Here is a 12,433-nt window from a genome sequence, read left to right as displayed (position 1 = left end):
CGATCTCCCTGTGATTGCCCGCTCAGGCCGGGATCACGTCCACGATCTCGTAGGTGTCGGGATCGATGATCACGATGTCGTCGCGGACCAGGACGAAGTCGTAGCCTTCGTATTCCGGCACCAGCTCGATGATCGCCGGTGGGAGCCGGTGGAGGGTGACCGAGCGGGGGATCGCCGTGCCCACCGCGAGGCCGAACGCCACGTCCCGGAGCGGCGAGACGCCCAGACGGGTGATCGAGCTGCGGAACTCGGTCCGCTGACGGGTGTCGAGGCGGCCGACAGCGCCGCGGACGGCGCCCCGGTCGCGGGCACCGGCACGGCCGTCCCGTTCGCCGGCCGGACCGCGACCGCCGCGCTCGGGACCGGCCGCGTCGCGGTTGCCCCGCTCGGGTCCGGCACCCGGCTCGCGGCCACCCCGATCGCCGGCACCGCGTTCACCCGCACCGCGTTCACCCGCACCGCGTTCGCCCGCACCTGGATTCGCGGCCGCGCCGCCCCGGTCCGCCGGTCCGTTGCGCTCGGCCGCGCCGCCCGGGCGACCCGGTCCCTCGGCGCCGCGCGGCCCACCCTCGGCACCGCCGGGACCGCGCATCGCCCCGCCTTCGGGCGCGCCGCCCCTCATCCCGCCGCCGGCACCGCCAGCAGGGCCGCCGGCCGGGCCGCCGCCGGACGGACCTGCGCCCGCTCCGGCCCCACCACCCGGGCCGCCGGCGCCGCCGCCCGCACCACCGGGTCCGGCCCCTCCGCCGCCCGGGCCGCCCTGCGCGAACGCCGTCGCCGCGCCGGCGACGACGATGGCGGCCGCGACCGCGTCTCTCAGAACTCGCTTCATGGCCTCTTCCTCCTGCGGTGGTCGGAACGCCATCGACGCCCACGCCGGCCCGCAACGGGGTCCTGAGGCGAACCGTTCCCTCCCGCGGCACTGTGGACCCGCGGCCGGTGACACCGCCCTGCGCTGTCCTCGGCTAAGTCGGATCACGGCCTTGCGATCGGGCGCGTCACCTGTAACGTCGCGCCGCACCAAGAAGAGACCGGCCTCGGCCGGCACCAAGATTGATCGACGGAGACGCCATGTCCGCCTCGCGCGACGATACGATCGGTATCGCACCGAGCGACCTCGATGATGCTGCGGACCGCAAGCGCCGGATCTGGGCGATCGTCGGCTCGTCGTCGGGCAATCTCGTCGAGTGGTACGATTTCTACTGCTACGCGTTCTTCGCGCTCTATTTCGCGCCCGCCTTCTTTCCGAAGGGCGATTCGACCAGTCAGCTCCTGCAGACCGCCGGCATCTTCGCGGTGGGCTTCTTCATGCGGCCGATCGGCGGCTGGCTGTTCGGGCGCATCGCCGACCGCGTCGGCCGCCGGACCTCGATGGTCATCTCGGTGCTGATGATGTGCTTCGGCTCGCTGCTGATCGGCATCCTGCCGACCTACGAGCATGTCGGCACGCTGGCGCCCGTGCTGCTGCTGCTCGCGCGCATGCTCCAGGGCCTGTCGGTCGGCGGCGAGTACGGCACCTCGGCGACCTACATGAGCGAGGTGGCGATCAAGGGGCGGCGCGGCTTCTTCGCCTCGTTCCAGTACGTGACGCTGATCGGCGGCCAGCTCCTCGCCTCGCTGGTCCTGGTGCTGCTGCAGACGGTGATGACCGGTCCGGAACTCACCGCCTGGGGCTGGCGCATCCCGTTCTTCATCGGCGCCGCGCTGGCGGTCGTCGCGCTCTATCTCCGGCGCTCCCTGGCCGAGACGAAGGACAGCAGCGACAAGGAGACCGCCGGCACTTTCGCCGCGCTGGCCAAGCACTGGCGGGCGTTTTTGGTCGTGGTCGCCTACACGGCCGGCGGCTCGCTGAGCTTCTACACCTTCACGACGTACATGCAGAAGTATCTGGTCAACACAGCCGGCATGCCGAAGACTTCGGCGTCGCAGACGATGACGGTTGTGCTGTTCGTCTACATGATCATCCAGCCGATCTTCGGCGCGCTCTCCGACAAGATCGGCCGCAAGGCGAACATGCTGCTCTACAGCGGCCTCGGCACGCTCATGGTGGTGCCGCTGATGACGGCCCTCGGCACCAACAAGGACCCCTACCTCGCCTTCGCGCTGATCACCCTCGGGCTCGCCGTGGTGTCGTTCTACACGGGCATCAGCGGCATCGTGAAAGCCGAGCTGTTCCCCACCAACGTCCGGGCGCTCGGGGTCGGCCTCTCCTACGCGATCGCCAACGCCACCTTCGGCGGCACCGCCGAGTTCGTCGCCCTGTGGTTCAAGGACGCCGGCATGGAGAGCACGTTCTTCTGGTACGTGACCGTCCTGATGGCGATCGCCTTCGTGGCCTCGCTGATCATGCCGAACCCCAAGGTCCACGGCTACCTCGACGGCGCGGGCACCGTCGAGGAGGCGCTGGGGAAGAAGCCGCGCCTCGCCCACGCCTGATCGGCCGCCCGGCTGGACCGGGCCGGACTTTCACGTTGATATGCCTCCCGCCGGGCGCGCCAGACGCCCGCGGGAGGACGCCATGTTCAGGAACGCCGCCGCCGGGGCGCTGGCCCTGCTCTGTCTCGCCATTGCATCCCCGTCCCGAGCCGCCGAGGCGGGTGCCGCCGACGGGCCGTTCAGGCTGACGCAGCCCGCGGGCTACTTCTTCGTCGGCGGCCGCTACGCCACCGCGGGCGGCAAGACGACGGCGTCCGGCCAGATGTTCGTGGAGTACCGCGTTCCGGAGCGGGTGACGCAGCCCTACCCGATCGTCCTGGTGCACGGCACCGCCCAGACCGGGACCAACTTCCTCGGGACGCCCGACGGCCGGCCGGGCTGGGCCGACCGCTTCGCCGCGCAGGGATTCGCGGTCTACGTCGTCGACCAAGTCGGTCGCGGCCGCTCGGGCGGCGACCCGGACACCTACGGCCCCTACGCCCGCCTGCCCGCCGAGGATCTGGAGACGGTGTTCACCGGGCAGGAGCGCTCCGCGCTCTACCCGCAGGCGAAGCTCCACACGCAGTGGCCGGGCGGCGCCGGGATCCGCGGCAACGCCGCCTTCGACCAGTTCTACCTCTCCCAGGTGCCCTACATCGCCAGCGCGCTGCGGAGCGAGGAGTTGGTCGACCCGGCGCTGATCGCCCTGCTGGAGAAGATCGGCCCGGCGATCCTGCTGACGCACTCGCAGGCGGGCGTCTTCGGCTGGGCGGTCTCCGATCAGCGGCCCGACCTCGTGAAGGCGCACGTCGCCGTCGAGCCGAACGGGCCGACCTTCTACGACATCCGCTTCAAGGGCGGCGCGGACTGGTACGAGCGCGTCGGCGAGGCCCGGGCCCGGCCCTACGGCATCACCCGGGTGCCGCTGCACTTCGAGCCGCCAGTGAGCGGCCCGGCGGACCTGACGGTGGTCCAGGCGGAGAGCGCCGCCGCGCCCGACCGGATCCGCTGCTGGCTCCAGGCCGAGCCCGCGCGCCAACTGCCGAACCTCGCCCGGGTGCCGGCGGTGATCGTGACCGCAGAGGCGTCGTTCCGGGCGACGATGGACGATTGCACGGCGGCCTTCCTGACCCAGGCGGGCGCGAAGCCGGACCGCCTGGCGCTCGCCGAGCACGGCATCCGCGGCAACGGCCACATGATGATGCTGGAATCGAACAGCGACGCCGTGGCGGACGCGATCGCCGGGTGGATCCGGAACCGCGTCCAGGGCCCGGTCCAGGGCCAAGTCGAAGCGCCGGCCCGGCCTTAACCCGCCACTTACCCTGTCGGGCGAGGGTGCCCCCGTCATCCGACGAGGGACTGCATGACCGACATGACCGACACCGTGGGCATCGCGGGCGACCGCATCCGCTCGATCATCGAGCGCGTGGAACGGCTGGAGGAGGAGATCAAGGACCTGATGGAGGCCAAGAAGGAGGTCTTCGCCGAGGCCAAGGGCGAGGGTCTCGACGTGAAGGTGCTCAAGGAGATCCTGAAGATCCGCAAGCAGGACAAGGACGAGCGCGACGAGCAGGAGACGCTCCTCGACGTCTACCTGCGCGCCATGGACGCGCCGTCGCCGGCCCCGATCGCCGCGGCGGCCTGACGGGCTCAACCGGGTGCGGCGCCAGGCGCCGCACCGCCTGTCCCGACCCCGAGGCTACGCCGCGAGATAGGCGGCGATGTTGCGCCGGATCCGCTCCAGGGGCTCCTCGGCCGGGTCCGGCAGGACGAAGCGCTTGCCCGTGATCGTCTCGTAGGCGCGGATGTAGACCGCGGCTGTCTCTAGGACCACCTCGGCTGGGATCTCGGGGATCGGGTCCTTGTACGGGTCGCAGCGGGCGACGACCCAGTTGCGCACGAAGTCCTTGTCGAAGCTCTCCGGGGCCGAACCCGCGGCGAAGCGCTCGGGATAGCTCTGCGCGAACCAGTACCGGCTGCTGTCCGGCGTGTGGATCTCGTCGGCGAGGACGATCCGGCCCTCGGGATCCGTGCCGAACTCGTACTTCGTGTCGGCCAGGATCAGGCCGCGCTCCGCCGCGAGCGCCGTCCCGCGCGCGAACAGCGCCAGGGCCGCCCTCGACACGGTCTCCCACTGCGCGCGCGTCAGCAACCCGCGCTCGAGGATCTCCGCCTCGGTGAGCGGCTCGTCGTGGCCGCCGTCGAACGCCTTGGTGGTCGGCGTGATGATCGCCTCCGGCAGGCGCTGGTTCGGCCGCATCCCGTCGGGGAAGGCGTGGCCGTACATGTCCCGCTCGCCCGCGCGGTAGCGCGTCAGGATCGAGGTCGACGTGGTGCCCGCGAGGTAGCCGCGCACCACCACCTCCACGGGCAGGATCTCCAGGCGCCGGCCGACCACCACGTTGGGATCGGGATAGGCGAGGACGTGGTTCGGGCACAGGTCGGCGGTCTGCTCGAACCAGTAGCGGGCGGTCTGGGTCAGGACCTGGCCCTTGAACGGGATTGCCGCGAGCGCCCGGTCGAAGGCGCTGATCCGGTCCGAGGTGATGAGGATGCGCCGGTCGTCGGGAAGGTCGTAATTGTCCCGGACCTTGCCGCGGTAGTGCCGGGGCAGCTCGGGCAGGGTCGCGTCGCGCAGGACCTGATGCGCGTGCGGGGCGAGATCTGCCGTGTTCATCGGGCTTTCCGTCAGGCTGAACGGCGATCGCGCCGCCGGACTTCTGTGCGCGGACGGGGCGGGAAATTCCAGTCCCGGCCTCACCGAGGGCGCGCGGCGCCGGCCCTCGCCCTGGTCGCGCCCGACCGGGACCCTACACTTACGGGGGGACCAACGACGGTGGACGACCGGCCGCGCGACGCCGAGCGCTTCTGCCGGACGGCCGAGGCGCGATGAACGAGACACCCCAACCGTCGGTCAGAGATCCGTTCCTGCGCCGGATCGAGACCGTGGCCCTGTTCCGGCTGTCCGACGCGGAGCGCGCCGCCCTCGTCGCGCTCCCGCTGCAGGTCGCCCAGTTCGAACCCAACCAGGACATCATTCGGGAGGGCGACCGGCCGTCCCGGAGCTTCACGCTGCTCAGCGGTATCGCCTGCACCTACAAGTCGACACGAGCGGGCAAGCGGCAGGTGATGAGCTACCACGTCCCCGGGGACGTGCCGGATTTCCAGAGCCTGTTCCTGGAGGTACTCGACATCAACATCGCCACGGTGAGCGCCTGCCGCCTCGGCTTCGTCCAGCACGACACGGTCCGGGCGATGCTGCGGGCGCACCCGCGCCTCAACGAGGTGTTCTGGCGCGCGACGCTGATGGACGCCGCCCTGGTCCGGGAATGGATGCTCAACACCGGGCGCCGGGAAGCGTATGCGCGGATGGCTCACCTGTTCTGCGAGCTGATGACCCGCCTCGACGCCGTCGGTCTGGCACCCGACCGGACCTGCGACCTGCCGATGACGCAGCCCGAACTCGCGGATGCCCTCGGGATCACGTCGGTCCACGTCAACCGGACGATCCGCGATCTCAAAGCCGCCGGCCTGATCACGCTCCGGGGTCGCCGCCTCACCGTCCACGATTGGGCCGGGCTGCAGGAAGCGGCCGAATTCGATCCGACCTACCTGCACCTGCGCGACGCGGAGACGCGCTGATTGGGACGCGCGGACGCGCGCGATCTGCAGCCGAGTATTGTCAGAAAATCGAGGACCCTGTCGCCGGCTCTACCGATCCGATGGTCGGGCGCTCAGCGGGATGATGGTGCCCAGGGACGGAGTCGAACCGCCGACACTGCGATTTTCAGTCGCATGCTCTACCAACTGAGCTACCTGGGCGTCGTCCGCGCCGGTGCCGGCCTCGGACGTCGCGGGGTATAGTGAGTGCTTGGCGGCCTGTCCAGCCTCGCGTGACATCGACGGGACCGGAAGGCCGAAAAATTCAGCGCTCCGGATCCGGCGGGGGCGGCGGCGCGTCGGGATCGAGCTCCTCGGGGATCGCGTAGCGCTCGTTGAGCCAGCGCCCCAGATCGACGTCGGCGCAGCGCTGGGAGCAGAACGGCCGGAAGTCCGGCGTGGAGGGCTGCCGACAGATCGGACAGGGGGGCGGCCGGCGCTCCCGGGTCATGCGAGGGCGCCCCACCCGGCCCGCACGGGATACCCCTCGCCGTCGAGCAGGCTCAGGGTCTCGTAGAGCGGCAGGCCGACCACGCCGCTATACGAGCCGACCAGCTTGACCACGAAGGCCCCGGCCAGTCCCTGGATCGCGTAGCCGCCGGCTTTGCCGCGCCACTCGCCCGAGGCCACGTAGCCCTGGATGTCCCGGCCCGAGAGCCGCTTGAACCGGATGCGGCTCTCGACGATCCGCTCGCGGCGCCCGCGGGGCGAGAGCACGCAGACCGCCGTGTAGACCCGGTGCTGCCGGCCCGAGAGCAGGCGCAGGCAATCCGCGGCCTCGTCGGGGATCTCGGCCTTCGGCAGGACGCGCCGCCCGACCGCGACGACCGTGTCGGCCGAGAGAAGCCAGGTCGGCGTCGTCGTGTCCTCCAGGTGGAGCGCCGCCTCGGCGGTGGCGAGCTTCGTCCGCGCGAGGCGACGCGCCAGCTCGCGCGGCGGCTCGGCCTTGCGCGGTGTCTCGTCGATCTCGGCGGGCAGGAGCGCCGCGGGCTCGATCCCGATCTGCTGGAGCAGCGCGAGACGGCGGGGCGAAGCGGATGCGAGCACGAGTCGCGCCGTCGGCTCCTGCGTCGCGCCGATCGCTTCAGGTTTGGCGTCCATGATGTCCCGTTCGCACAATCGACCGGAGCCGCGCGACCGGAGCCGTGCGCGCGCTGCGCGGCGGCACTTCGTCGGCCGGGACAGGCTCGATGCGCCTGCCTGATAAGGGAAGGGGTCCGGCTTGTGAACTCGAGCGGGTGCCGACGCCCCGGGCGAACGCGCGTGGATTCGCCTGGGCGATCCCGCGCGGCCCGGTGCGTCCGTGGGCAGCGTTGCTCAGGTCTGGCGGCGCCTCGGCGTGACCGGGACGCCGGGGAATCCAGCTCAGAGCCCGGCGCGGGAGCGTCCGCAAGAACAGCGCAAGTTGTCGAGGCGGCACGTAACCCATCGTTAACCACGATGGACGCAGGATGGCGGCAGTCCAATGGGATCGTCATCGATGCTGAACGCTGACCCGCTCGTGCCGCGCCCGAAGCTCGTCAATGCGGCCCTGCTCGCCCGCGCCCTCGACGGGCTCCGGCCGCAGGTCGCCACGCCGGTCGAGATGTGGCAGCGCCTCACCGATCAGTACGTGGTCGACCTCGACGCGGTCGCGGCGCTCCTGCCCGCCGACGAGCCGGAGACGCGCTGGCTTCCCGCCCGCGACTGAGTCCGGCCCGGACGACATTGCACCTCTCAAGGGACGCGTTGTGCTGCGCTGGCACATGACGTGCTTCGAGTCTTCAGCAACCGGAGGAAGCGACCAGGCAACGACAACGCGGTGGCTCGCACGCCGGAGCACCCCGCGGACCTTTCGATCACTCGAAGCTGAGGTCCGTCATGTCGGAATTGCTCTCCGTTGCCCTCGTCTGTGCCGGCACGCTGCTGGCCCAGGACTGCTCGCGCGACACCGCCCTCGACGTCATCGTCGCGCCGGCGCACACGCCGATGGAATGCCTGATGCACGCCCAGACGATGGCCGCCCAGGCCGGGTTGCCCGGGGGCAGCGACCGGTACCTCAAGGTCGCCTGCGAGCATCGCCGGAGTGAGTCCGACCCGCGCCCGGTCATTCGCCGCGCCTCGTGACGACGGGGGTGTGCCGGGCGATTCGGCACACCCGAATGTGATCGGCGCGGCGCGTGGTGCATCAAAGTCACGTCACGACAATTCTTGTTCGCATCCGCCTATCGGACAGTTGCCGCCCCCGGGAACGGGACCCATCCTGCATGGCCACGCTGATGCAACCCTCACTCCGGCATCCGCCAACGTTGCCGCCCCGATGGCCCGCGTGCCGGGCAGGGCTCAAGCGAGTGCCTGCCCGATGCTGTACGACGCGTTCGATCTGCAGACCGAAATGGCCGCCCAGACCCGGGCGTGGGGGCGGCTGCTGAACGACATCTGGTCGCCCTGGGTCGGGTGGGGCGAGCCGGCGACCTGGATGTCCGCCGGGGCCCGGATGATGATGCGCGCGGGCCTGACCTTCGCGCGGCCGCCCTACGGCATCGACTCGGTGAATGTCGGGAACCGGAGCGTCCCGGTCTCCGAGGAGGCGGTCGAGGTCACGCCCTTCGCCACGCTGCTCCACTTCAAGAAGGACATCCACACCGAGCAGCCCAAGGTGCTGATGGTGGCGCCGATGTCGGGCCACTTCGCCACGCTGCTCCGCGCCACCGTGCGCACGATGCTGCCCGATCACGACGTCTACATTACCGACTGGCACAACGCCCGGGACGTGCCGCTCTCCGACGGGACCTTCGGCTTCGACGACTACGTGAGCCACCTCATCCAGTTCCTGCGGACCATGGGCGAAGGCGCCCACATGGTGGCGGTGTGCCAGCCCGCCGTGCAGGCCCTCGTGGCCGCCGCCGCGATGGCGCAGTCGAAGGACCCGGCCGCCCCGCGCAGCATGACCCTGATGGCCGGCCCGGTGGATTGCCGGATCAACCCGACGGGCGTGAACGAGCTCGCGACCTCCAAGCCGATCGAGTGGTTCGAGAAGAACCTGATCGCCACGGTGCCGTCGCGCCACAAGGGGGCCGGCCGCAAGGTCTATCCGGGTTTCGTGCAGGTCTCGGCCTTCATGGCGATGAACGCCAAGCGCCACGTCCAGGGCCACGCCGACCTGTTCTGGCACATGGCCAACGGCGAGCACGACAAGGCCGAGGCGATCGAGACCTTCTACGACGAGTATTTCGCGGTGCTCGATCTCGCCGCCGATTTCTACCTGGAGACGGTCAAGACCGTGTTCCAGGACCACGCCCTGGCCCGGAACGCGGTGTCGTATCGGGGCGAGCCGATCGACCTGCGCGCGATCCGCCGCACGGCGCTGATGACGGTCGAGGGCGAGCGGGACGACATTTGCGCGGTCGGGCAGACCATGGCGGCCCACGACCTGTGCTCGGACCTCGCCCCGTACATGCGGACCCACCACCTCCAGGCCGGCGTGGGCCATTACGGCGTCTTCGCCGGGCGGCGCTGGGAGTCGCAGATCTACCCGCAGGTGCGCAACTTCATCCAGGCGCACAACTGACCGGCGCGCCGGTCGGGCCGCCGTCGCGCCGATTTGACCCGCCGACCCGCGCGGCCCACCATGCTAGGCACGTGTGACGGGGGCCGCCGGGGGCGGCTCCGTGGGCCACTCCTTCGGCGTGAGGCGGAACGGTCGGCGTGATCGGCAGCAACGGCACCGAGAGCAAGACCCGGGTGGGCGGAGGGGACGCGGCGTCCACGCGGCTCGACCGGCTCGTGGCGCAGGCGCGGGCGGCCGCCCTGTGGGAGCAGGCCTGGCCCGTGCTCTGGCGCGGCATCGGCGTCTTCCTGCTCTTCCTGGTCGTCTCCTGGGCGGGCGTGTGGCTCGACCTCACGCCGCTCTGGCGCCAGATCGGCCTCGGCGCCCTCGCCATCCTGCTCGTCGCCGCGCTCCTGCCGCTGATCCACATCGCCCGGCCGGACCGGCGCCTCGCCCTGGCGCGGCTCGACCGCGAGGCCGCTTCCCGCGATCCGAAGCTGCGGCACGGGCCGGCCTCGGCCGCCCAGGACAGCCTCGCCGTCGGCGCCGCCGATCCGGGGAGCCGGCTGCTGTGGGACCTCCACCAGCGCCGCGCCGCGCAGGCGATCTCGGCCCTGCGGGTCGGCCTGCCGCGGCCGGGCATGACCCGGCACGACCCCTTCGCGCTGCGCGCCGGCCTGGTGGTCGCGGCGGTCGCCAGCCTGTTCGTGGCCGGCCCCGAGTGGCGTCAGCGGATCGGCGCCGCCTTCGACTGGCAGGAGCCGGCGGCGCCCGGCCCGAACTTCCGCGTGGACGGCTGGATCGACCCGCCGCTCTACACCCGCCTCCCGCCGCTGCTGATCGCGATGGACGGGAGCGACCAGCACCTGCGCGCGCCTGTCAACGCGCAGCTGATCGTGCGGATCGCCGGCCAGGGCAAGGCCGCGTCCGAGACGACCCTCACGCCGAATGCCGGCCTCGTCCCGGTGCCGGGCCAGGAGGCGCGCGCCGACCTGCGCGAGGAGCGCTACCGCATCGTCGGCGGCGCCGCGCTGACGATCGTCACCCCGGCGGGCAAGCAGCGTCTCACGGTCGACGCGATCCCCGACCGGCCGCCGGAGGTGACCGCCGTGGGCGGCCCCGAGGTGAACGGGCGCGGCACCTTCAACCTGACCTACCGGGCGAAGGACGATTACGGGATCAGCTCGGCCGAGGCGGTGATCGAGCCGCTGAAGTCCGCGCGGGCCCTGGTCCCGGTGCCGCAGATCAACCTGGCGCTGCCGGGCGACGCGAGCGGCGACACCGACACCAAGACCCTCGTGGACCTCACCGAGAGCCCGTGGTCCGGCGCGAAGGTCCGCTACCACATCGTCGTCAAGGACGAGGCCGGCCAGGAGGGGCGCACGCCCGACACCGAGATCGTCCTGCCGGCGCGGCCGTTCCGCGAGCCGCTGGCGCGCGCGCTCGCCGAGCAGCGCCGCCGGCTCGTCATCGCGCCCGACACGGATCGCCGCTGGGTCCAGGGGGCGCTGGACGCCCTGCTGGTCGCGCCCGACACGTACACGCCGCAGCCCGCGATCTTCCTCGGCCTGCGGACCGCGACCGAGCGCCTGCGCCGCGCCCGCACGGATGCCGACCTCGTCGCGGTGGCCGACCTCCTCTGGGAGATGGCTCTCAAGATCGAGGACGGCGACCTGTCGGACGCCGAGAAGCAGCTCCGCCAGGCCCAGGACCGGCTGAAGGAGGCGATCGAGCGCAACGCGCCCGACGACGAGATCAAGCGCCTGACGCAGGACCTGAAGCAGGCGCTCGACAAGTTCCTGTCCGAGATGGCGCAGAAGCAGGGCCGCGAGCCCCGCGAGCAGAGCGAGCGCGGCCAGAGCAACGGGCAGACCAAGACCGTCACGCCGGAGGATCTCGACAAGATGATCCAGGACATGGCGGAGGCGATGAAGCGCGGCGACACCGCCGAGGCGCAACGCCTGATGGAGCAGCTGCGCAACATCCTGGAGAATCTCCAGACCGCCGAGCGCGGCGGACGCTCCGATCAGGCGTCCCGCGAGATGCAGAAGCAGATGCGCGATCTCGACGCGATGTCGCGCGAGCAGCAGGGCCTGCGCGACGAGACCTTCAAGGACGGCGAGGAGCAGCGCGACGGCCAGCGCCCGCAGAACCGCGGCCAGCCGCAGCAGGGACAGCGCGGCCAGCAGGGCCAGCGCCAGCAGGGTCAGAAGGGTCAGCAGGGGCAAGGCCAGCAGGGTCAGGGCCAACAGGGCCAGAAGGGTCAGGGGCAGCAGGGCGAGGGCCAGCAGGGCGGCGTCGGCGAGCGCCAGCAGGCGCTCCGGCAGCGGCTGGAGGACCTTCAGAAGCGCATGAAGGAGAACGGCATGCGCGGCGAGCAGGGCCTCTCCGACGCCGAGGACGCCATGCGCGAGGCCGAGAACGCGCTGAAGGACGGCGATTCGGACGGCGCGGTCGACGCGCAGGGCCGCGCCCTCGACGGCCTCAAGCGCGGCGCCGACGGCATGGCCCAGCAGATGCAGGAGATGGCCGAGGGCCAGGGCGAGGGCCAGCAGGAGGGCGGCCAGCAGCCGGGCCAGCAGGGTCAGGCCGGCGCGCGCGACGACGATCCCCTCGGGCGCCCGACCCGCGGCCGCGACATGAGCGACGGGCGGGTCCGCGTCCCCACGGCCGACGAATCCGCGGTCCAGCGCGCCCGGCGCATCATGGAGGAGCTGCGGCGCAAGCTCGGCGACCCGAGTCGCCCCCGCGAGGAACTCGACTATTTCGAGCGCCTGCTCCGCCGCAACTGAGCGCCCGACACCTCAACGACGCGCCGAGCCGCATCGC

General features: G+C 71.5%; 12 protein-coding genes and 1 tRNA gene. 8 read left to right on the top strand and 5 right to left on the bottom strand.

From position 1 onward, the window contains the following. Window positions 1-22: 22 nt before the first annotated feature. Window positions 23-832, bottom strand: a complete 810-nt coding sequence (locus tag BMY19_RS05760) for a DUF1236 domain-containing protein (protein WP_100251149.1) — start codon at window positions 830-832, stop codon at window positions 23-25. 239 nt (window positions 833-1,071) lie between these two features. On the opposite strand from BMY19_RS05760, the gene BMY19_RS05755 reads away from it, so the two are divergent. The 3 genes from BMY19_RS05755 (at window position 1,072) to BMY19_RS05745 (ending at window position 4,060) form a co-directional block, all read left to right on the top strand. Then, complete coding sequence (locus tag BMY19_RS05755) at window positions 1,072-2,436, top strand: MFS family transporter (protein ID WP_091677151.1); 1,365 nt, start codon at window positions 1,072-1,074, stop codon at window positions 2,434-2,436. Between the two features lie 82 nt (window positions 2,437-2,518). Next, window positions 2,519-3,724, top strand: a complete 1,206-nt coding sequence (locus BMY19_RS05750; protein WP_100251148.1) for an alpha/beta hydrolase — start codon at window positions 2,519-2,521, stop codon at window positions 3,722-3,724. 54 nt (window positions 3,725-3,778) lie between these two features. Continuing rightward, on the top strand, window positions 3,779-4,060 hold the full coding sequence (locus BMY19_RS05745) for a DUF2312 domain-containing protein (RefSeq protein ID WP_100251147.1): 282 nt from the start codon (window positions 3,779-3,781) through the stop codon (window positions 4,058-4,060). A 54-nt stretch (window positions 4,061-4,114) separates the two neighbouring features. Here the strand turns inward: BMY19_RS05745 and BMY19_RS05740 are convergent, their stop codons facing one another. After that, the gene (locus BMY19_RS05740; protein ID WP_100251146.1) at window positions 4,115-5,092 is read right to left on the bottom strand and encodes a phosphoribosylaminoimidazolesuccinocarboxamide synthase; all 978 of its coding nucleotides are present in this window, start codon (window positions 5,090-5,092) and stop codon (window positions 4,115-4,117) included. 212 nt (window positions 5,093-5,304) lie between these two features. Here BMY19_RS05740 and BMY19_RS05735 point away from each other — a divergent pair, with 212 nt between their 5' ends. Continuing rightward, the gene (locus BMY19_RS05735) at window positions 5,305-6,057 is read left to right on the top strand and encodes a Crp/Fnr family transcriptional regulator (RefSeq protein ID WP_020091860.1); all 753 of its coding nucleotides are present in this window, start codon (window positions 5,305-5,307) and stop codon (window positions 6,055-6,057) included. A gap of 104 nt (window positions 6,058-6,161) precedes the next feature. Here BMY19_RS05735 and BMY19_RS05730 read toward each other — a convergent pair. The 3 genes from BMY19_RS05730 to BMY19_RS05720 all read right to left on the bottom strand — a co-directional run bounded on the left by BMY19_RS05730 (window position 6,162) and on the right by BMY19_RS05720 (window position 7,176). Then, a tRNA-Phe gene (locus tag BMY19_RS05730) sits at window positions 6,162-6,237 on the bottom strand. A gap of 103 nt (window positions 6,238-6,340) precedes the next feature. Further along, window positions 6,341-6,526: a DNA gyrase inhibitor YacG gene (yacG, locus tag BMY19_RS05725; RefSeq protein WP_100251145.1), complete on the bottom strand. Its 186-nt coding sequence runs from the start codon at window positions 6,524-6,526 to the stop codon at window positions 6,341-6,343. Next, the gene (locus tag BMY19_RS05720) at window positions 6,523-7,176 is read right to left on the bottom strand and encodes a Maf-like protein (RefSeq protein WP_100251144.1); all 654 of its coding nucleotides are present in this window, start codon (window positions 7,174-7,176) and stop codon (window positions 6,523-6,525) included. The genes yacG and BMY19_RS05720 overlap by 4 nt, the downstream gene beginning before the upstream one ends. A gap of 379 nt (window positions 7,177-7,555) precedes the next feature. Between BMY19_RS05720 and BMY19_RS05715 the strand changes: the two genes are divergently transcribed. The 4 genes from BMY19_RS05715 (at window position 7,556) to BMY19_RS05700 (ending at window position 12,396) form a co-directional block, all read left to right on the top strand. Beyond that, window positions 7,556-7,765, top strand: a complete 210-nt coding sequence (locus tag BMY19_RS05715; RefSeq protein ID WP_100251143.1) for a hypothetical protein — start codon at window positions 7,556-7,558, stop codon at window positions 7,763-7,765. Window positions 7,766-7,935: 170 nt separating this feature from the next. After that, on the top strand, window positions 7,936-8,181 hold the full coding sequence (locus BMY19_RS05710; RefSeq protein ID WP_020091856.1) for a hypothetical protein: 246 nt from the start codon (window positions 7,936-7,938) through the stop codon (window positions 8,179-8,181). A 235-nt stretch (window positions 8,182-8,416) separates the two neighbouring features. Then, complete coding sequence (phaZ, locus tag BMY19_RS05705) at window positions 8,417-9,625, top strand: polyhydroxyalkanoate depolymerase (RefSeq protein WP_100251142.1); 1,209 nt, start codon at window positions 8,417-8,419, stop codon at window positions 9,623-9,625. 137 nt (window positions 9,626-9,762) lie between these two features. Continuing rightward, the gene (locus tag BMY19_RS05700) at window positions 9,763-12,396 is read left to right on the top strand and encodes a TIGR02302 family protein (protein WP_244534847.1); all 2,634 of its coding nucleotides are present in this window, start codon (window positions 9,763-9,765) and stop codon (window positions 12,394-12,396) included. Window positions 12,397-12,433 lie beyond the last annotated feature (37 nt).

This window comes from Methylobacterium sp. UNC300MFChir4.1, assembly GCF_900110155.1.
Taxonomy (GTDB): domain Bacteria; phylum Pseudomonadota; class Alphaproteobacteria; order Rhizobiales; family Beijerinckiaceae; genus Methylobacterium.
This window is presented reverse-complemented; position numbering and strand designations above follow the sequence as displayed.

Bases quoted from the DNA above. Each gene is read 5' to 3' on its own strand.
- BMY19_RS05740 (WP_100251146.1), bottom strand. From the start codon at position 5,092: ATGAACACGGCAGATCTCGCCCCGCACGCGCATCAGGTCCTGCGCGAC.
- BMY19_RS05760 (WP_100251149.1), bottom strand. From the start codon at position 832: ATGAAGCGAGTTCTGAGAGACGCGGTCGCGGCCGCCATCGTCGTCGCC.
- BMY19_RS05735 (WP_020091860.1), top strand. From the start codon at position 5,305: ATGAACGAGACACCCCAACCGTCGGTCAGAGATCCGTTCCTGCGCCGG.
- yacG (WP_100251145.1), bottom strand. From the start codon at position 6,526: ATGACCCGGGAGCGCCGGCCGCCCCCCTGTCCGATCTGTCGGCAGCCC.
- BMY19_RS05745 (WP_100251147.1), top strand. From the start codon at position 3,779: ATGACCGACATGACCGACACCGTGGGCATCGCGGGCGACCGCATCCGC.
- BMY19_RS05720 (WP_100251144.1), bottom strand. From the start codon at position 7,176: ATGGACGCCAAACCTGAAGCGATCGGCGCGACGCAGGAGCCGACGGCG.
- BMY19_RS05750 (WP_100251148.1), top strand. From the start codon at position 2,519: ATGTTCAGGAACGCCGCCGCCGGGGCGCTGGCCCTGCTCTGTCTCGCC.
- BMY19_RS05755 (WP_091677151.1), top strand. From the start codon at position 1,072: ATGTCCGCCTCGCGCGACGATACGATCGGTATCGCACCGAGCGACCTC.
- BMY19_RS05715 (WP_100251143.1), top strand. From the start codon at position 7,556: ATGCTGAACGCTGACCCGCTCGTGCCGCGCCCGAAGCTCGTCAATGCG.
- phaZ (WP_100251142.1), top strand. From the start codon at position 8,417: ATGCTGTACGACGCGTTCGATCTGCAGACCGAAATGGCCGCCCAGACC.
- BMY19_RS05710 (WP_020091856.1), top strand. From the start codon at position 7,936: ATGTCGGAATTGCTCTCCGTTGCCCTCGTCTGTGCCGGCACGCTGCTG.